At 70.1% G+C, this 19,172-nt stretch carries 15 protein-coding genes and 1 pseudogene; 12 read left to right on the top strand and 4 right to left on the bottom strand.

Annotated features, from left to right (window positions below; translation table 11 throughout):
* Positions 1–165: 165 nt before the first annotated feature.
* From wecB to J2X68_RS02650, 3 genes are all read right to left on the bottom strand, one after another.
* On the bottom strand, positions 166–1,269 hold the full coding sequence (gene wecB / locus J2X68_RS02660; RefSeq protein ID WP_310430753.1) for a non-hydrolyzing UDP-N-acetylglucosamine 2-epimerase: 1,104 nt from the start codon (positions 1,267–1,269) through the stop codon (positions 166–168).
* A gap of 242 nt (positions 1,270–1,511) precedes the next feature.
* Entirely contained in the window at positions 1,512–2,114 is a 603-nt protein-coding gene (locus tag J2X68_RS02655; RefSeq protein WP_310430752.1) for an acyltransferase, read from the bottom strand.
* A 96-nt stretch (positions 2,115–2,210) separates the two neighbouring features.
* Positions 2,211–3,881, bottom strand: coding sequence for a D-glucuronyl C5-epimerase family protein (locus J2X68_RS02650; protein WP_310430751.1), 1,671 nt, complete (start codon positions 3,879–3,881; stop codon positions 2,211–2,213).
* Between the two features lie 499 nt (positions 3,882–4,380).
* Here J2X68_RS02650 and rplU point away from each other — a divergent pair, with 499 nt between their 5' ends.
* From rplU to J2X68_RS02610, 8 genes and pseudogenes are all read left to right on the top strand, one after another.
* The gene (rplU, locus tag J2X68_RS02645) at positions 4,381–4,701 is read left to right on the top strand and encodes a 50S ribosomal protein L21 (RefSeq protein WP_007381993.1); all 321 of its coding nucleotides are present in this window, start codon (positions 4,381–4,383) and stop codon (positions 4,699–4,701) included.
* A 14-nt stretch (positions 4,702–4,715) separates the two neighbouring features.
* Positions 4,716–4,970 (top strand): 50S ribosomal protein L27, encoded by a 255-nt coding sequence (rpmA, locus tag J2X68_RS02640; protein WP_007381992.1) that lies wholly within the window; start codon positions 4,716–4,718, stop codon positions 4,968–4,970.
* Positions 4,971–5,082: 112 nt separating this feature from the next.
* Positions 5,083–6,519 (top strand): GTPase ObgE, encoded by a 1,437-nt coding sequence (obgE, locus tag J2X68_RS02635; protein ID WP_310430750.1) that lies wholly within the window; start codon positions 5,083–5,085, stop codon positions 6,517–6,519.
* 54 nt (positions 6,520–6,573) lie between these two features.
* Positions 6,574–6,907, top strand: a pseudogene (locus J2X68_RS02630) (alkaline phosphatase D family protein); the annotation flags it as partial.
* 110 nt (positions 6,908–7,017) lie between these two features.
* Positions 7,018–8,208 carry a hypothetical protein gene (locus tag J2X68_RS02625; protein WP_310430749.1) on the top strand — a complete coding sequence of 397 codons (1,191 nt, stop codon included), beginning with the start codon at positions 7,018–7,020 and terminating at the stop codon, positions 8,206–8,208.
* A 249-nt stretch (positions 8,209–8,457) separates the two neighbouring features.
* Positions 8,458–9,957 carry a bifunctional cytidylyltransferase/SDR family oxidoreductase gene (locus J2X68_RS02620; RefSeq protein WP_310430748.1) on the top strand — a complete coding sequence of 500 codons (1,500 nt, stop codon included), beginning with the start codon at positions 8,458–8,460 and terminating at the stop codon, positions 9,955–9,957.
* Positions 9,958–10,143: 186 nt separating this feature from the next.
* On the top strand, positions 10,144–12,213 hold the full coding sequence (locus J2X68_RS02615) for a hypothetical protein (RefSeq protein ID WP_310430747.1): 2,070 nt from the start codon (positions 10,144–10,146) through the stop codon (positions 12,211–12,213).
* A gap of 176 nt (positions 12,214–12,389) precedes the next feature.
* Entirely contained in the window at positions 12,390–13,616 is a 1,227-nt protein-coding gene (locus J2X68_RS02610) for a glycosyltransferase family 2 protein (protein ID WP_310430746.1), read from the top strand.
* Positions 13,617–13,653: 37 nt separating this feature from the next.
* Here the strand turns inward: J2X68_RS02610 and J2X68_RS02605 are convergent, their stop codons facing one another.
* Positions 13,654–15,054 (bottom strand): polysaccharide pyruvyl transferase family protein, encoded by a 1,401-nt coding sequence (locus J2X68_RS02605; protein ID WP_310430745.1) that lies wholly within the window; start codon positions 15,052–15,054, stop codon positions 13,654–13,656.
* Between the two features lie 249 nt (positions 15,055–15,303).
* Between J2X68_RS02605 and proB the strand changes: the two genes are divergently transcribed.
* From proB to J2X68_RS02585, 4 genes are all read left to right on the top strand, one after another.
* Entirely contained in the window at positions 15,304–16,431 is a 1,128-nt protein-coding gene (proB, locus tag J2X68_RS02600) for a glutamate 5-kinase (protein WP_310430744.1), read from the top strand.
* A gap of 123 nt (positions 16,432–16,554) precedes the next feature.
* A complete protein-coding gene (locus J2X68_RS02595; protein ID WP_310430743.1) occupies positions 16,555–17,112 on the top strand; it encodes a hypothetical protein in 558 nt (185 codons plus the stop codon).
* A 92-nt stretch (positions 17,113–17,204) separates the two neighbouring features.
* Complete coding sequence (locus J2X68_RS02590) at positions 17,205–18,491, top strand: glutamate-5-semialdehyde dehydrogenase (RefSeq protein WP_310430742.1); 1,287 nt, start codon at positions 17,205–17,207, stop codon at positions 18,489–18,491.
* Positions 18,492–18,559: 68 nt separating this feature from the next.
* A complete protein-coding gene (locus J2X68_RS02585; protein ID WP_310430741.1) occupies positions 18,560–19,171 on the top strand; it encodes a hypothetical protein in 612 nt (203 codons plus the stop codon).
* The last annotated feature ends 1 nt before the right edge of the window (position 19,172 follow it).

Genomic DNA, 19,172 nt, shown 5'->3' with positions numbered 1-19,172 from the left:
CGATGGCGAGATAGATGACGTGCGGTCGCTTGCCTTCCGCAGGCGGCCCGGACGGGGGAGACGATGACATAGCGGTTGACGCTAGCACGCTGACATGCGCGGACTGTGGGTCACATGTGGCCGTCCGCAGGCGGACGGCCACGTTCCCCCGTTCCGATCCACATGTCAGGCGGGCCGGCTGCCCCCCTTCCATTCCTCCATGAGACGGACGACGTTGTGCGCCGCGCGGCCGTCGCCGTACGGGATGCCGGGGTCGGCGGTCGGCACGGCACGGGTCACGGTCTCGGCCCATTCCTGGGGCGACAGCGTGTGCGGGTCGGGAACAAGGACGTTCCAGCCTGTGTCGACGGTTTCCACCCACTCGGTCTCCGGGCGGATCGTGGTGCAGATGCGCTCCAGCAGGAACGCCTCCTTCTGCAGACCGCCGGAGTCCGTCACCACACCGACGGAGGCCAGCACGGCGGCGACCAGGCTCGCGTACGGCAGCGGGCGGCCGACGTGCAGGTTGCCCTGAGCCAGCTCGATGCCGTGCTCGTGGGCGCGGGAGACGAGCCGCGGGTGGGCGGCGAGCGCGACCGGCACCGGCAGCTTGGCGAGCGAGTCGACGATCGCGGCGAGCCGCTCGGGGTCGTCGGTGTTGTCCGGGCGGTGCAGGGTCGCCAGCAGGAAGGGCTGCGTCGGGTCGATGCCCTCGGGCAGCTCCGGCGCCGGGAACTCACCGGCGCGGACCTGGTCGCGGATGCGCAGGCAGATGTCGACCATCACGTCGCCGGCCAGCCGGGCGCGGTCGGCGAGGCCCTCGTTCGCGAGGTGGCGCATGGCCTCCTCGGTGGGCGCGAGGAGCAGGTCTGCGCTGTGGTCGGTGAGGACGCGGTTGTGCTCCTCCGGCATCCGCCGGTTGAAGGAGCGCAGGCCCGCCTCCAGGTGCGCCACGGGCAGGTGCATCTTCACGGCCGACAGCGCGCCGGCGATGGTGGAGTTGGTGTCGCCGTAGACGAGGACCCAGTCCGGCTGCTCACGGTCGAGGACCGGGTCGAGCGCGGAGAGGACGGCGCCGGTCTGCACGCCGTGGCTGCCGGAGCCGACCCCGAGGTGGACGTCGGGGTCCGGGATGCCGAGTCCGGAGAAGAAGACGTCCGAGAGGTCGGCGTCGTAGTGCTGCCCGGTGTGCACGATGACGTGCTCGTGCTCGGTTTCCGCGAAGGCGGCCGCGATGGGGGCGAGCTTCACCAACTGGGGACGGGCGCCGACGATGCTGATGACTTTCACAGAGCACTCTTCTTCTGGGGGCGGGCATGTGGGGAGGGCGAGCAAAGGAAATGGTAGGCAAAGGGTTGGACGCGCCGGATCCGCAGTGGGTTGCCCTGCCGGGCGCGCGTGTCCAACCGTGTCCTGTCCGTGTCCGTCCAAGCCGTGGTCAGAACACGGCTTCACCACTTCGGTTCACTCGCATAACGATTCCGTGAACCTTGCGTCTACGGGTGCGTAAATCGGGTCAACGCGGACGGCTGTCACGCGGTGCGCTCGACCAGCGTCCCGTCTTTCTCGTCGTAGCGGGCGCCCGTCTGCGGGCACTCCCAGATTCCCGGCTCCCCGTCCCGCTCCACCAGCCGGACGCCGGCCCGGCCGACCCAGCCGACCTGACGGGCGGGGACGCCCACGACCAGCGCGAAGTCCGGCACGTCCTTGGTGACGACGGCGCCCGCGGCGACCATCGCCCAGCGGCCGATGGTGAGCGGTGCGACACAGACCGCGCGCGCCCCGATGGACGCCCCGTCGGCGATGCGCACGCCGACGGCCTCCCAGTCGCCGCCGCGCTTCTGCTTGCCCTCGGGGTCCACGGAACGCGGGTTGTGGTCGTTGGTGAGGACGACCGCGGGGCCGATGAAGACGCCGTCGCCGAGCTCGGCCGGCTCGTAGACCAGCGCGTAGTTCTGGAGCTTGCAGTTGTCGCCCATGCGGACACCGGAACCGACGTACGCCCCGCGGCCGACCACGCAGCCCTCGCCGAGCCGCGCGCCCTCCCGGATCTGGGCGAGGTCCCACACGCTGCTCCCGGCGCCGATCTCGGCACCCGCGTCGACCTGGGCGCTGGGCTGGACCCTGTAGTTCACTTCTCCGCCTTCCGGTGTCTGGCTACGCGTGGCGAGCATACGGGCAGGGGCCGCACCTCCGACGAGGGCGGCCCCTGCCCGCACGAGCGCGTCCGCTCAGTGTCCGTCGGTGGTGACCTGGTTGGCCGGAATCCAGTACCCGGCGAGTTCCTCCGAGGTGATCCGCACCATCGACCGTCCGTTCACGATCGCCCTGCGGTCGAACTGGAGGGTGTGCGGCGAGGAGTACTTCAGCGTCTTGAGCGTGCCGGCCACGCCGTTGGTGCCGAAGTCGATCGCCTCGGCGGTGGCGTTCGCGGCGATCGTGAGTGTGCGGGGCACCTTGTAGGTGACGGTGATGTGCTCACCGCGCAGGAACGCCTTCGGGTAGGCCTCCCCGATCCAGTAGCCCTTGTACGCTCCGGCGCTGATCCGGTACCAGACGCCCGCGCCCTGGATACGTCGGCGCATGTCGATCGGCGCCTGGGTGGCCCGGGCGAACACGACCTTCTTCGAGCTGAGGATCTTGTCCGCCTTGGCCTTGACCCAGCTGCCGTCGGCCTTGGTGTCCAGCTTGTAGAGGGTGTGCGTGCCGGCGGCGATGGCGATCACCGAGCCGGTCTTCACGCCCGGCGGGACGTCCTCGATCAGCATGTCCAGCTGGTGGGCGAAGACCGAGCTGTTCGTCTGCCAGTTCAGCTGCTGCCAGAGCGTGATGTGGTGGTGGTGATAGGTGTTCGCCGGGATCCGGTGCGTCTGGCAGTAGTACGAGAACCAGCGCGGGTTGCGCAGCAGGGTGAAGTACCGGGCCATCGTGGTGCACGCGCCGTCGTACAGCTGGGCGGCGAGCTCGTTCCCGGTCAGCCGGTAGTAGTCCCACACGCCGAACATGGCGAAGATCATGCCGTTGTACGTGTAGTCGCCCGTGCCGGCCGTCTTGAACGGGTACTCCTGGATCCAGAGGTAGCCCGCCTTGTCCTTGTTCACCACCCACGGGTTCGTGTTGTCGGCGCGCAGCAGTGAGGCGAAGGCGCCGTCGGCGGCCGTCCGGTACAGGGCCCGCTCGTCCGCGCTGAGCCCGTCCTCCAGGGCGGCGAGCTGGGCGAAGAGGCTGATCGCCTCGCCCTGGGCCATGCCGGAGTACCAGGGAGCCTTGTAGACGACGCCGCTGTGCTCGGCGTGGGTGAAGTCGAAGGGGTAGGGGAAGTACCAGGCGCCGCGGGTCTCGACCCGCTTGGCGATGAGCCGGTCGGCCTGGGCCTTGGCGCGCTGGAGGAACACGGCCTTGCGGGTGGGGTCGGTCTCGACGCGGTAGCTGGTGATGCAGCCGAGGCCGAACTGGATCTGCCCCACGGGGTGGTCGTAGGACTTCCCGTCGGACGTGTACTTCATGTACACACCATCGGCGTTCAGGTGGTAGTCGCCCGAGGAGAGGTTGACGTTGGCCCAGGTGGTGGCCCGGTTGCGCCACGGCCGCATGGCCTCCGGCAGGTCGGGGGCGATCTGGTAGCCGGCCTTCTGGAACTCGAACGGCAGGGTGGTCGGGACGTCCGTCTCGGTCGGCGTGCCGCCCGTGTACGGGATGCGCGTGCCGGCGCTCGGCTCGCTGACGCTGCCGCCCTCCAGCGGGTCCGGCAGCTCGGGCACGGGCAGGGGCTCCCCGCCTGTTCCGGACGGCAGGCTCAGCGCGATCGACCGCGGCATGTTGGCGAACGGGTCGGGCGGCGTGGGCGACTCGAAGACGCCGGTGGCCATCGCCGTGACGGCCCCGCCTCCCACGACCGCCACTCCCGCGGCACCGCCCCCGGCCAGCCGTATGAACCGTCTCCGGCCGATTTCGGCACGCCTCTTTCCAGCCATAACTCTGGTCCCCCCCAAGGGCGTTGATCGGCGGCGATCAACGGATGATCTTGTTTTGACAAGTGAGTGTGGATCGTATGTGAAAGCTGTGGGATTTCGTGATGGTCGGGAGAAGTTCAGTCGAAGGGGGTGCAGGGGGGGTCCGGGCATACCGGCGCGTTGCGGTACTTATGGCAACCTGCGAGGGGAGCCTGTGACGAAACCGTGATCCGTCCGGAGGGTTGAAGCCGGGTGCCGTCCCGGTTTGACCCCTCAAGCCGGGCCCCGTAGCCTTGACCCTCGGCGTGTCGGCTGACATGCCACATCCCCGTAAACCCTCTTCCTCCCGGGTGCCGGTTACCTCGGTGGTCGGGAGAGGCCGTCCGTGTTCGTTCCCGGGTGGCTGGACTGCGGGGATGCCGTCCCAGAGCGAGAGAGTGAGATCCGCGTGTACGCCATCGTGCGCAGCGGTGGTCGCCAGCACAAGGTTGCTGTCGGCGACATCGTTGAGGTTGACAAGATTTCCACTGCCAAGGTTGGCGACACGGTCGAGCTCTCGACCCTGCTCGTTGTCGACGGCGACGCTGTGACCAGCGACCCGTGGGTGCTGGCCGGCATCAAGGTCCAGGCCGAGGTCGTGGACCACCACAAGGGCGTCAAGATCGACATCCTTCGCTACAAGAACAAGACCGGCTACCGCCGTCGTCAGGGCCACCGCCAGCAGTACACGGCGATCAAGGTCACTGAGATCCCCGCGGCTGCGAAGTAAGGGACTGAGGAGACATGGCACACAAGAAGGGCGCATCGTCCACCCGGAACGGTCGCGACTCCAATGCCCAGCGGCTCGGCGTGAAGCGCTTCGGCGGTCAGGTCGTCAACGCGGGTGAGATCCTGGTCCGCCAGCGCGGCACGCACTTCCACCCCGGTGCGGGCGTCGGCCGTGGCGGCGACGACACGCTGTTCGCGCTGAACGCCGGTGCGGTGGAGTTCGGTACCCACCGTGGCCGCAAGGTCGTGAACATCGTTCCGGTCGCCTGATCGGAAACTTTCGCGAGGCGGACCTCACTTCCCGTGTGGGAAGGCGGGTCCGCCTTTCGCGTGTTAGGCAGTAAGAAACCCGAACGTTTTCGCAGTGCTGGAGGCACCTACCATGACCACCTTCGTGGACCGCGTCGAACTCCATGTCGCCGCGGGTAACGGAGGCCACGGCTGTGCCTCCGTCCACCGTGAGAAGTTCAAGCCGCTCGGTGGCCCCGACGGCGGCAACGGCGGCCGTGGCGGCGATGTGATCCTGGTCGTCGACCAGTCGGTCACCACGCTCCTCGACTATCACCACAAGCCCCACCGCAGCGCCACCAACGGCAAGCCCGGCGAGGGCGGCAACCGCTCCGGCAAGGACGGCCAGGACCTGATCCTGCCGGTCCCGGACGGCACCGTGATCCAGGACAAGGCCGGCAACGTGCTGGCGGACCTCGTGGGCCACGGCACCTCGTTCGTCGCCGCCCAGGGCGGCCGCGGCGGCCTCGGCAACGCGGCGCTGGCCTCGGCCCGCCGCAAGGCCCCCGGCTTCGCGCTGCTCGGCGAGCCCGGCGACCTCCAGGACATCGTCCTGGAGCTGAAGACGGTCGCGGACGTGGCCCTCGTCGGCTACCCGAGCGCGGGCAAGTCGTCGCTGATCTCCGTCCTGTCGGCCGCCAAGCCGAAGATCGCGGACTACCCGTTCACGACCCTGGTCCCGAACCTGGGCGTGGTGACGGCCGGCTCCACGGTCTACACGATCGCCGACGTGCCGGGCCTGATCCCGGGCGCCAGTCAGGGCAAGGGCCTGGGCCTGGAGTTCCTGCGCCACGTCGAGCGGTGCAGCGTCCTGGTGCACGTGCTGGACACCGCGACCCTGGAGTCCGAGCGCGACCCGCTCTCCGACCTCGACATCATCGAGGAGGAGCTCAAGCAGTACGGCGGGCTCGGCAACCGGCCGCGGCTCGTGGTGCTGAACAAGATCGACGTACCGGACGGCAAGGACCTCGCCGAGATGGTCCGCCCGGACCTGGAGGCGCGCGGCTACCGCGTCTTCGAGGTGTCCGCGGTCGCCCACATGGGCCTCAAGGAGCTGTCCTTCGCCATCGCCGAGATGGTGGCCGCCGCGCGCGCGGCCAAGCCCAAGGAGGAGGCGACCCGTATCGTCATCCGTCCGAAGGCGGTCGACGACACCGGCTTCACCGTCACGCTGGAGGAGGACGGCCTCTTCCGCGTCCGCGGCGAGAAGCCCGAACGCTGGGTGCGGCAGACCGACTTCAACAACGACGAGGCCGTCGGCTACCTCGCCGACCGGCTCAACCGCCTCGGCGTGGAGGCCGCGCTGATGAAGGCGGGCGCCCGCGGCGGCGACGGCGTCGCCATCGGCCCCGAGGACAACGCGGTCGTCTTCGACTGGGAGCCGTCGGTGACGGCCGGCGCCGAGATGCTCGGCCGACGGGGCGAGGACCACCGCTTCGAGGAACCGCGTCCCGCGACCCAGCGCCGCCGGGACAAGCAGGCCGAACGCGACGAGGCGACCCAGGAGTTCGAGGGCTTCGAACCCTTCTAGCCGCTCCGGGCCCTCCGGCCCGTCCGAGAGACCCGTGGTGACCGGCCTTCCGCCGGCCGCCACGGGTCTCTCGCTGTCTCCCTGGCGGAGATCGATCTGCCGGCGGGTCCAGGGACGCAGGGGTACTACGACGCCCGGGACGGACACCAGGCCGAACGCAACGCCCCCTGGAGGAGTTCGCCCCGGTCCGCGACCCGGTGGTGCTCAGCGGCGACCGGCCCCTGACCATGATCAGCGACCTGAGGAAGGACGGCGCCGACCCCGGCTCCGCCGTCGTCGGCGCCGAGTTCGTCGGCACCTCGATCTCCGGCAACGGCGACCAGGACCTGGCCGCCTTCCATGCCCGGTGGACCGGCTGAAGGCCGGCAACCCGCACGGGAGGCAGATCGTGGGTGTGCGAAGCCGGCCGGGAAAGGCGCTGAGCGCAGCCCGGGACTCATCCGCGGCCCAGGGTCCTCTCACCGTCCCCTAAGGAACCTCTCTTACCGTCCCTTGACCATGGAGACGGACTGTACGCACCCCACGGACTGTACGAGTGACGGCGCCTCGGCGGGACCCGTCCCGCTGCCCGCCGGCACCCGGCTGCTGCACATAGGGCCGCACAAGACCGGGACCACCTCGATCCAGGGCGCCCTCTTCGCGGCGAAGGAGAAGCTGCCGGCGTACGGCGTCGCGTACCCGGCGCAGAGCAGACACCCCATGCAGGCCGTGCTCGCGGCCTGCTCCCGCACCGGGATGATCGGCGACACCGCGCCCACCGAACGGCACTGGACGCGGCTCGTGGACCAGGTGCACGCCACCGGCCGCAGCACCGCCGTCATCAGCAGCGAGTTCTTCGCCGACGCCCCGGACGACGCGACCGCCGGCCGGATCGTCGAGCAGCTCGGCGGGGAGCCGGTGCGGGTGCTGGTCACCCTGCGTCCGCTGGTGCGGATCATGCCCTCGCAGTGGCAGCAGTACGTGCAGAACGGCCTGCGCATGGGCTACGAGGACTGGCTGGAGCACATGCTCCGCAAGGCCCCCTACGAGAAGCCCAACCCCAGCTTCTGGCGCCGGCACCGGCACGACCGGCTGGTCGAGCGGTGGGTACGGGTGGTCGGGGCCGACCGGGTCACCGTCGTCGTGGTGGACGACCGGGACCGGGGCGGGCTCATGCGCGCCTTCGAGGGACTGCTCGGGCTGCCCGCGAATCTCCTGCAGCCCGTTCCGGACACGGCGAATCGCTCTCTCACCCTCGCCGAGACCGAAATGCTGCGCAGTCTCAACAAGGAATTCCGCGGTAATGGCCTCCCCGACGAGCTCTATTCCCTGCTGGTTCGTAACGGCGCGGTCATGCATATGAAGAACACGTGCAGTCCCACCTCACAGGACGTGAGGATCTCCACACCCGACTGGGCCGTCCGGGCGGCCGCCGGGATCGGCGCCGAGATGGCCGGCCGGATCGCGGCGACGGGCGTGCGGGTGATCGGCGACCCGGCCCTGTTGTCCGCCCTGCCCGAGCCCGCCGGACAGGAGCCGGGGGAGGCCCGGATCGCTCCCGAGGTGGCCGCTCAGGCCTTGTACGGGGCGCTCGCCGCGGTGGCCTCGGCGCCCGGCCGGGGCACGGCGCGCGCGGTGCACCAGACCTCGTCCAGGGAACTCGTACGGGTCCTCGGGCGCCGCTGCGTCGAGCGGTTGCGGCGGCACTGACGCCGCCGCGCGCCGGGCGTGGCCGTGTCACTCCGTCACTCTCGGCAATGACATACTCGTTGTGGAGTAACTCACAGGATTTCCAGGGACCATCCATGGGAAGCCGCGCCGGTGACGAATCAATCACCGGCAACGCAAGGTGAATGCCGGGTTGCGGGCACATTTGCAGCGAACGGCGCTCACCTTGCATCGCGGTTACCGCAAGTGGGACCATTTCCCCGTTCCCTGTCGCCCCAAGGTAGGTCCTCTGTGTCCCAGCACATAGCCAAGCCCCGTACCACCGCAGTGATCCTGGCCGGTGGCACCGGCCAGCGGGTGGGTCTGTCGATCCCCAAGCAGCTGCTGAAGATCGCCGGCAAGGCAGTCATCGAGCACACCCTGACCACCTTCGAGAAGGCCGACTCCGTCGACGAGATCATCGTGCTGATGGCGCCGGGCTATGTGCCGGACATCGAGAAGATCGTGGCCAAGGCCGGTTTCAAGAAGGTCCGGAAGATCATCGAGGGCGGCTCCACGCGGAACGAGACCACCGAGCGCGCCATCGCGGCCCTGGGCGAGGGGCTGGCCGACGGCGAGGACCTCAACGTCCTCTTCCACGACGCCGTGCGCCCCCTGCTCTCGCAGCGGGTCATCGACGACTGCGTCACGGCGCTGGAGCGCTACCAGGCGGTCGACGTCGCCATCCCGTCCGCGGACACCATCATCGTCACGCGCACCCACGGCGAGGACGGCGAGTTCATCACCGAGATCCCGGACCGCTCCCGGCTGCGCCGTGGCCAGACCCCGCAGGCGTTCAAGCTGTCCACCATCCGCCGGGCCTACGAGGTGGCGGCGGGCGACCCCAACTTCCAGGCCACCGACGACTGCACCGTCGTGCTGCGCTACCTGCCCGACGTGCCGATCCACGTCGTGGCGGGTGACGAGTACAACATGAAGGTGACCCAGCCCGTCGACGTCTTCATCGCCGACAAGCTCTTCCAGCTGGCCTCCTCCGCCACCCCCGAGCAGAACGGCGAGGAGGTCTACCGCGAGCTCCTCACCGGCAAGACGGTGGTCGTCTTCGGCGGCTCGTACGGCATCGGCAAGGACATCGCCGAGCTCGCCGGGTCCTACGGCGCCACGGTCTACGCCCTCGGCCGCTCCACCACCGGCACGCACGTGGAGAACCCCGAGGAGGTCGACGACGCCCTGTCGAAGGCCTACAGCGAGACCGGCCGCATCGACTACGTCGTCAACACGGCGGGTGTGCTGCGCATCGGCAAGCTGGCCGAGACCGACAACGCGACCATCGAGGAAGCGCTGAAAGTCAACTACCTGGCACCGGTGCAGATCGCACGTTCGGCGTACAAGTACCTGGCGGAGACGAAGGGCCAGCTGCTGCTCTACACCTCCAGCAGTTACACCCGGGGCCGCGCCGAGTACAGCCTGTACTCCTCGACCAAGGCGGCCATGGTGAACCTCACCCAGGCCCTCTCCGACGAGTGGGCCGGAGACGGCATCCGGGTGAATTGCGTCAACCCGGAGCGCACGGCCACGCCCATGCGCACCAAGGCTTTCGGGCAGGAGCCCTCGGGCACGCTGCTCTCCTCCGAGGCCGTCGCCCGGACCTCGCTCGACGTGCTGCTCTCCGAGCTCACCGGGCACGTCATCGACGTCCGCCAGCAGGACCCGACCGCGGCCGCCGGCCGGGCGTCGGGCTTCGAGCAGGCCCTGGCCGGAGTGCTCGACCGACAGGATGGCATGGCATAATCCAGCGGAAATAGCCATCGATTTTTCAGGCCTCTGTGACTCTCTGTTTACGGAGAATTCACAGAGGCCTGACCCGTAAAAATCCCGAAACCTTCACAAAGGATTTTCCGGACTTTTAGTACCTATGACCGGCCCCCTCCCAGAGCAGGTTTCTCCGTGATATCCACCGCTATTCGCGTAGCCCGGGTGGGCAGCGCGGCCGAACTGGCCGCGGCGGTCCTCATGATGCTGGGTTATCCCGGCCTCATGGCGGCCGCGCTCGTTCCGAGCGCCCCCGCCTTCGCCGTCGCGGCCGCCGTGACGTACCTGGCGGACCTCTATCTCCACCGCAAAGGCAGCCGCCTCATCGCCCTCCTGAGCAAGGTGCGGGCCGGTCTGTCCACGCGGTTCCTCGTCCGCGAACTGTTGCTGATCCTGCTGCTGGCGAGACTCGACCTCTCCCGGGAGCCGGTCTTCTACGCGGCGATCGCGTGCTTCACGGTGTTCTTCGGACTCCAGGCCCCGCACGGCGCGCTGGTCACCCTGATCGGCAAGCGCCGTCAGATGCCGGTCGTGACCAGGAACGTCGATCTGGCCTCCAGGCTGCGCATCCCGGACGCCCCGCCGCGCCGCCTGCTGAACCGCGCCACCGTGAAGATGCTCCACCTCGACCTCGCGGCCGTCGTGGGTCTCCTCGTCTGCGCGCTCACCGACTCCGAGGCCGCGGGCTTCGCCGGCATCGGCGTCACCCTGGGCCTGGGCGCGCTGTACGTGCTGGCGCTGGTGCCGTACCTGCGGGCGAAGCGGCTGCCGCCGAAGGCCGACAAGGTGCTCGGCACGGTCAGCGCCTGGCTGCGCGAGTACCGGCCGCAGACGGTGCTGTACTTCTCCGGCTCCGACGACTCCGCCTACCAGGTCAACATGTGGCTGGAGACCATGGAGCAGATGGAGTCCCGGCCCCTGGTCATCCTGCGTGAGCGCACCGTCCTGGAGAAGATGGCGCCCACGTCGGTCCCTGTCGTCTGCGTGCCCGGGGGGGTGCACCTGATGAACATGGACCTGTCCATGGTGCGGGTCGCGTTGTACTGCGCGAACGTCGGCAAGAACATCCACCTGCTGCGGGTCCCGACCATGAAGCACGTCTTCATCGGCCACGGCGACAGCGACAAGCTCGCCAGCGTCAACCCGTTCAGCAAGGTCTACGACGAGGTGTGGACCGCCGGCCGCGCGGGACGCGACCGCTACGCCATCGCCGACGTCGGCATCCGCGACGAGGACATCGTGGAGGTCGGCCGTCCGCAGCTGGCGCCCATCAGGACCGCGGAGGGCACCCCCACGGGTCGTATCCCGACGGTGCTGTACGCGCCCACCTGGGAGGGCTGGGACGACAACCCGGGCAACACCTCGCTCCTGCTGGCCGGCGAGAACATCGTGAAGAAGCTGGTCGCGGCCGATCCCCCGGTCCGTGTCCTGTACAAGCCGCACCCCTTCACCGGCACCCGCAGCGCCAAGGCGGGCACCGCGCACCGGCGGATCACCGCCCTGATCAAGAAGGCCGCCGCCCAGCGCGCGAGCGACCCACGCTTCACCGCGGACCCGGCGGCCGAGGCCAAGGCCAAGGCGGAGCTGACCCGCCTCAAGGCCCGGCTGGACGGACTCTCGCTCGCGTTCGACGAGCGCGCCGACGAGGCCGTGACGAGCCGTGACGGCATCGTCGACGTCCGCAAGCACGAGGAGGCCGCCCGGCTGCGCGCCGAGTGGAACGAGGCCTACTGGCGCTCCTTCCCCTCCTTCGAGCACCGGGTCATCGTCGGCGCCGAGCCCCGCCTCTACGACTGCTTCAACGCCTCCGAGGCGATGGTCTCGGACATCTCCAGCGTGGTCTCCGACTTCATCGCGAGCGGCAAGCCGTATGCGGTCGCGGACTCCGCCGAGCTGGGCGCCGAGGAGTTCAGGCGGCAGAACACCGCCGTGCGCGCGGCGGTGATCCTCAGCAACAGCGCCGTCGAGCTGGACCAGCTGCTGGACGCGGTCCGCGACCCGGCCGCCGATCCGCTGGCCAAGGACCGCAAGGAGCTCAAGGAGTACCTGCTCGGACCCGACGAGCCCACCTCGCTCGAACAGTTCGACACCGCGGTCACCGACCTCGCGCTGAAGGCGGAGGCCCGCAACGTCGGGCAGGAGTCGCACGCCGTCTCGGCGGACGACGCGGTCGGCGCCGCGCCGGACGACGCGACCGAACTGCCCAAGGATTCCAAGGGTGTTACGGCCGGCTGACGCCCGTATTTCCTGAGGCCGGGCCCCCGGAGGGTACTCTCCGGGGGCCCGGCCTCCGTTGCGTTCTGTGATGTGGGACACGTGCCGAAACCCAGGCAACCCGCCCCGTTCATCCATCGTCTACCGGGTATCCAAAGTGTTCCTACGGGGGGACCGGTGCGTGATGAGAGGGAAAAGTGACCACTGCGCAGCCTGACGTCACGGTGGTCATCGGGGCGTACGAAGCGATGCCGTACCTGGTCGAGTGCCTGGCGTCGGTCGAGGCGCAGACCCTGGACGCGGCGCGCCTGGAGGTCATCGCCGTGGACGACGGTTCCCGGGACGGCACGGGGGAGTACCTGGAGGAGTTCGCGGCCCGCGTGCCCCTGTCCGTGACCGTGATCCGCCAGGAGAACTCCGGCGGCCCCAGCGGCCCGCGCAACGTCGGCCTCGCCAAGGCCACCGGACGCTACGTCTTCTTCCTCGACGCCGACGACCGGCTCGGCGCCGAGGCCCTGGAGCGCATGGTGGCCATGGCCGACCGCAACGGCACGGACGTGGTCCTCGGCCGGGTCGAGGGCATCAACCGCAAGCCGCCGAGGTCGATGTGGGGCGAGACCCTCGACCGCACCGACGTCTACTCGTCCAACATCAAGTTCACCCTCAGCGCGCAGAAGCTGTTCCGCCGGGAGTTCCTGGAGCGCCACGGCATGCGCTTCGACGAGTCGCTGTGGACGGGCGAGGACGCCCTGTTCACGATGGAGGCCTATCTGCGGGCCGACGGCGTCTCCGTGGTCGCCGACTACACCTGCTACTACCTGGTGGGCCGCACCGACGGCAAGCATGTGACGAAGAGCGGGAGCTACACCCTGCGCTTCGACTCCGCGCGCGCCCTGATGGGCCTGCTGGAGCGGCTGGTCCCGCCCGGCGCCAAGCGGGACGTGCTCATGGTCCGCCCCTTCCTCGTCACCGTGCTGCCGCAGTTCGGGCCCGTCTTCCTCAGGAACGACGAGGAGATCCGGCGCACCAAGATGGAGCTGGCCAAGCCGCTGATGGACGCCTACTGGAACGAGGGCGTGGCCCAGCGGCTCCGGGTCCACGAGCGGCTGCGCCTCGAGCTGGTGGCCCGTCAGCGCCCCGAACTCCTCGTGGACGTCCTGGAGTTCATCCAGGCCAAGAGCGAGCCGGCCCCGGTCCTGAAGAAGCGCAACACCCAGCTCTACCTGGCCTACCCGCACTACGGCTCCCGCACGGCCGGGCTGCCCGACCGCATCTACCTGGCCGAGCCCCGCGAGGCGAGGGAGTACCCCGGCTGGCGCAAGGACCCGACCGAGACCTTCCTGCGCGGCGTCACCCGCAAGGTCCGCCGCAGGGTCCGTCGCCTGCGGCGCTCCATGAGGCCGGGCGGCACGGCGGCCGTGTGAGCCCGCGCGGTTCCGCCCGGCCGGTCCGGCGGGGCCGCTACTTGCCCGGCTTGAGCGCGCGGCGCAGCGGGCCGCCCACCGCGCGCTTGGCGCGGCGGTAGATCGACGGGGCGGGGATGACCGAGGCGGCCTTGGCCGCGGCCTTCGCGCCGGGCCGGCTCTTCGCCAGGTCGCGCTTCAGCTGGGCGTTGACGGAGTCCAGCTCGGTGATGCGCTGCTGGAGCCAGCCGAAGCGGCCGGCCAGTGAGGCGAGGTCGGCGTCGTTCCAGGGGCGGACGCCCGGCGGGAAGGACAGGGAGCGCAGCTTCTTCTCGAAGGCCACGCCGCCGTCGCCGTGGGTGAAGGTGTTCGGCAGCCCGTTCTTGTCCAGGAACGCGGTGAACCGGTCGAAGCGCTCCTTGTGGTTGCCGGTGAGCCCGCTGAAGTCGGCCTCCTCGTAGAGGTCGGCCGGGTCGAGGTCCGCGGGCACCTCGCTGAGCAGGCGGTGCGGTATCTCGAAGTAGCGGCACAGTTCCAGCGTGCGGGAGTCGAAGGCCAGCACGGTCGCGGGGGTGCCCGCCAGCAGCGCCGCGATATTTCCGTGGATGCGTGAGCCGAACGAGTAGTCGAAGTCCCGCAGGTCGTCGATCCAGGTGATCGGGTCGATGTAGACCCGGGCCTTGTCCTCCCGGTACATCGGGTGGTCCGGGTGGGTCGGCATCTCGGTGATCCGGCCGGCCGGGGAGTTCACGTCCCGCCAGTGCAGCTGCTTGGCGTCGGTGAGGTTCTGGCCTATGTAGCGCAAATTCGGGTAGCGCTGGTGCGTACGGGTGATGACCTTGTGCAGACCGCCGCCGCGCACCGCGGTGTGCGAACCGTTGACGCCGATCCGCGACTCCGCCGTCAGGCTCGGCGTCTTCTTCTCGACGGGCAGCCGGTCACCGTGCATGAACATCGACGGGCAGCCGATGACCTCGACGTCCCGGAAGCCCATGTCGTTGAGGTACTGCTCGGTGAACTCGCCCCGCACGCCTATGGTGGCGCTGTGCTCCAGCACCGCCGCGCAGAAGGCGCGCACGCTGGCCTCCATGGGCTTCAGCCGCGCCGGGTCGTACGTCACGCCGGTCTGGGCGCCGACGCCCATGACCACGACCGGGATCTTCAGCTTCCCTATGAGCCTGGTGAGCCGCTGCAGCGGCTGCTCGAAGGTCGGCCGGAAGGCGTTGGCGAGGGGCACGACGAAGGCGTCGTACTCCTCGTTGATCCGGGCCGCGGCGCTCACGTCCGTGCGCATGCCGTTCGAGACGACCTCGGAGTCCGGCGTGGTGAGGATCTTGTGGGCGGCATCACTGAAGATCAGGTTGCCGGAGTTGGTGGCGATGACGTCGCGGTGGAGGGCTTCCTCGACGGGGACGACGTCGAAGGGGCTCTTCCCCGATCTCAGGAGTATGCGCTTCACAGGGCGAACTGTAGGTGACACAAACTTCAAAATAAATTTGTGCTCTCTTCAAATTGGATGGGGAACCCGTACAACCTTTTTGCCGTACGCAAAGCGTGAGCGAACGGTTACGTTCGCGCACTGTCCGTGTTCTTCCCGCGCACTGTCCGTGCACTGTCCGCGCAGTGAAACCCCCGCGCGGCCTCCGCCCCTGTTCGCGTAGATTGCCAGGCGGGCAGCCGTCGACCTACGCGAGGAGCGAAGAGCAAGGTGGCAGGGGCAAGGCAGGCCGTGAGCGAGGCCCGCAGGATCGTCGTCAAGGTCGGCTCCTCGTCGCTGACCACCGCCTCCGGCGGGATCGACGCCGACCGGGTCGACGCCCTCGTCGACGTCCTCGCCAAGAGCCGCAGCGGCGGCGAGAAGGAGATCGTGCTCGTCTCCTCGGGCGCCATCGCCGCCGGCCTGGCCCCGCTGGGCCTGCGCCGCCGGCCCCGGGACCTCGCCCGGCAGCAGGCCGCCGCGAGCGTCGGCCAGGGACTGCTCGTCGCCCGCTACACCGCCTCCTTCGCCCGCTACGGCGTCCGCGTCGGCCAGGTGCTGCTGACCAGCGACGACATGAGCCGCCGGGCCCACCACCGCAACGCCTCCCGCACCCTCGACAAGCTCCTCGCGATGGGCGCGTTCCCGATCGTCAACGAGAACGACACCGTCGCCACCGACGAGATCCGCTTCGGCGACAACGACCGGCTCGCCGCCCTCGTCGCCCACCTCGTCCACGCCGACCTGCTGGTCCTGCTGTCCGACGTCGACGGCGTCTACGACGGCGACCCGGGCAGGCCCGGCACCTCGCGGATCGCCGAGGTGCGGGGCCCCGCGGACCTCGCGCACGTCGAGATCGGCAGCGCCGGCAAGGCGGGCGTCGGCACCGGCGGCATGGTCACCAAGGTCGAGGCCGCCCGGATCGCCGCCGCCGCCGGCATCCCCGTGGTCCTCACCAGCGCCGTCCACGCGGCCGACGCCGTCACGGGCGGCGACACCGGCACCTACTTCCACTCCACCGGCAAGCGTTCCGCCGACCGGCTGCTGTGGCTCCAGCACGCCTCCACCCCGCAGGGCTCGCTGACGCTGGACGACGGGGCGGTGCGCGCGGTCGTCGAGCGGCGCAGCTCGCTGCTGCCGGCCGGGATCGCCGCCGTCGAGGGCGAGTTCAGCGCGGGCGACCCCGTCGAACTACGGGACGCCCGGGGGCGCGCGGTGGCCCGCGGCCTCGTCAACTTCGACGCCAAGGAGATCCCCCAGCTGCTCGGGCGGTCGACCAGGGAACTGGCCCGTGAGCTGGGCGCGGAGTACGAACGCGAGGTCATCCACCGGGACGACCTGGTGATCCTGCACCCGTAAACCCGCTCGAACGGCCCGTACCGGTGGGGGACGTTCCGTGAAACCGCCCCGCGGAGCCGTGCGGCCTGCTCAACTTTGTTCCAGGGACAGATTCCGCACGAGCGCTGCGTAAAGGAGGCCGTCGTGAGACGAGTGCGCCCTGGGGTGGCAGCGACCCGTGGGAGTACCGGCGAAACCGGTTCGGCGGCGCCGCGTGCGGCCGGTCCGGCGTCGTCACGCACCGCGGCCCCGGCGCCCTCGCGCGCGCCGGGCGAGGAGCGCGCCCTGACCAGTGTGGCGGCGGGCGACCGGTACCTGGCCCAGGAGAGCGCCGAGTCGAAGGGCGGGCAGCCCGCGGACCTCCCCCGGCTGTGGCACGTCACCCTCAGCGTGTCCGGCGAGGAGGCCCCGCTGAAGGAGGTCAGGCGAGCCCTCGAACAGCTCGCCCACGACCATCCCTTCCTCCTGACCAGCAGATACGCGGGCGACCACGCCGAGATCCGGTACTGGGAGGAGGCCCGCGACCTGCATGACGCGGCCGCCGTCGCCCTGCGGCTGTGGGGTGAGCACCGCCAGACCGCCGGGCTGCCGCCCTGGGAGATCGTCGGCCTGGAGGTCATCGACCGCCAGACCTACCACCAGCGCATCGCGGCGGGCTACGGACCGGCCCCGGCGACCCCGGTCGGCGTCCACCCGTACTGACGCGCCGGCCGGCCCCCGAGGTGTCCCCACGGCACATCTCGGGGTGTGGAACGCACGGTGGACCGGCCCGCGCGGCGCACTACCCTTCCCTTATGACCACGCTCTCGCCGTACGACTCCATGTCCCCGGTCACCCGCGCCGCCTACCGCGCCAAGGCGGCCGCCGCCGACCTCGCGCCGCTGCCCAGGGCCGCCAAGGACGACGCGCTGCTCGCCATCGCGGACGCGCTGGAGGTCCGCACGAGCGAGATCGTCGAGGCCAACGCCAAGGACATCGCCAAGGCCCGGGAGGCGGGCACCAGCGAGGCGATCGTGGACCGGCTGACCCTCACCCCGGAGCGGGTGCGGGCCATCGCCTCGGACGTCCGGGACGTCGTCGCGCTGCCCGACCCGGTCGGCGAGGTCGTCCGCGGCTCCACCCTCCCCAACGGCATCGACCTGCGCCAGGTCCGCGTCCCGCTCGGCGTCGTCGGCATCATCTACGAGGCCCGCCCGAACGTCACCGTGGACGCCGCCGCCCTCTGCCTGAAGGCCGGCAACGCGGTCCTGCTGCGCGGCTCCTCCTCCGCCTACGAGTCGAACACCGCCCTCGTCCGGGTGATCCGCGACGCCGTCGGCGGGGCCGGGCTGCCCGCCGACGCCGTGCAGCTCGTGCCCGGCGAGGGCCGCGACAGCGTGCGCGAGCTGATGCGGGCCCGCGGCCTGGTCGACGTCCTCATCCCGCGCGGCGGCGCCTCGCTCATCCGGACCGTCGTCACGGAGTCCACCGTCCCGGTCATCGAGACCGGCACCGGCAACTGCCACGTCTACGTCGACGCCCACGCCGACCTCGACATGGCGATCGACATCCTGATCAACTCCAAGGCGCACCGGGTCAGCGTCTGCAACGCCGCCGAGACCCTCCTGGTGCACCAGGACATCGCCCCCGCCTTCCTGCCGCGCGCCCTCGACGCCCTCGCGGAGGCGGGCGTGACCGTGCACGCCGACGAGCGCGTGCTGGCCTACGCCGAGGACTCCAAGGCGACCGTGGTCGAGGCCACGCCCGAGGACTGGGAGACCGAGTACCTCTCCTACGACATCGCCGCCGCCGTCGTCGACTCGCTGGACCGGGCCGTCGAGCACATCCGGCTGTGGACCTCCGGCCACACCGAGGCCATCGTCACCACCTCGCAGCAGGCCGCCCGCCGCTTCACCCAGTTGGTGGACTCCACCACGGTGGCCGTGAACGCCTCCACCCGCTTCACCGACGGCGGCCAGTTCGGCTTCGGCGCGGAGATCGGCATCTCCACCCAGAAGCTGCACGCCCGGGGCCCGATGGGCCTCCCGGAGCTGACCAGCACCAAGTACATCGTCACGGGCGACGGGCACGTCCGGCGCTGAACCGCCCGCCGGGGGCGTCGCGAGAGGTGTCTCACCCGGCGGATGAATTTCCCTACCGACTGCCCAAATTGACCCCCCAGGTCTACTCTGGACATGTGCCGGAGGACGTGGGGGGTACGCCGTTCGCTGACGGCTGGGAGCCCGACGACGACCACGACCGCGGGGTGTCGGACGAAGAGTTCGCCTCCGTGGTCTTCGACGAGGCGTTCGTCAGGGCGGCCGTGGTGCACGAGCCGACCGCCGTGGAGCGCCTCCTGGCCGCCGCGGAGGCGAGAGCCGAGGCCTCCGAGGCCGAGGCCCGCCGGGCCCGCTCCAGAGGCGACCGCTACGACGACGCCTACGGTTCCGACGGACCCGGCGATTTCGGCCATGATCCCGATCTGGACGATCTGGACGACGCCGACCACCCCGAAGCGTGGGAACGCCGCCACGGCGCCGCCGGGGCCTACGGCAGACAGGTCCGCTGGCATCGCCCCGTCGCCTGGATGCTGGCCCTCGTCATGGGCGTCGGCATGGTCGCGCTGGCCTTCGCCGCCGTGTACCGGGGCGCCTCGTCGAGCAGCCGGGACCAGCTGCCCTCGCCCGCCACGACCGGACTCGAACAGGGGAGCGTGCCGCCTCCCTCGGCGTCCGCCGATCACTCCCGGCCACCCGTCTCCGCGGTTCCTCGCACACCCTGAA

This window comes from Streptomyces sp. 3330, assembly GCF_031456635.1.
Lineage (GTDB): Bacteria > Actinomycetota > Actinomycetes > Streptomycetales > Streptomycetaceae > Streptomyces.
The sequence above is the reverse complement of the archived record's forward strand: the minus strand, read 5'-3'. Positions and strand labels throughout refer to the sequence as shown.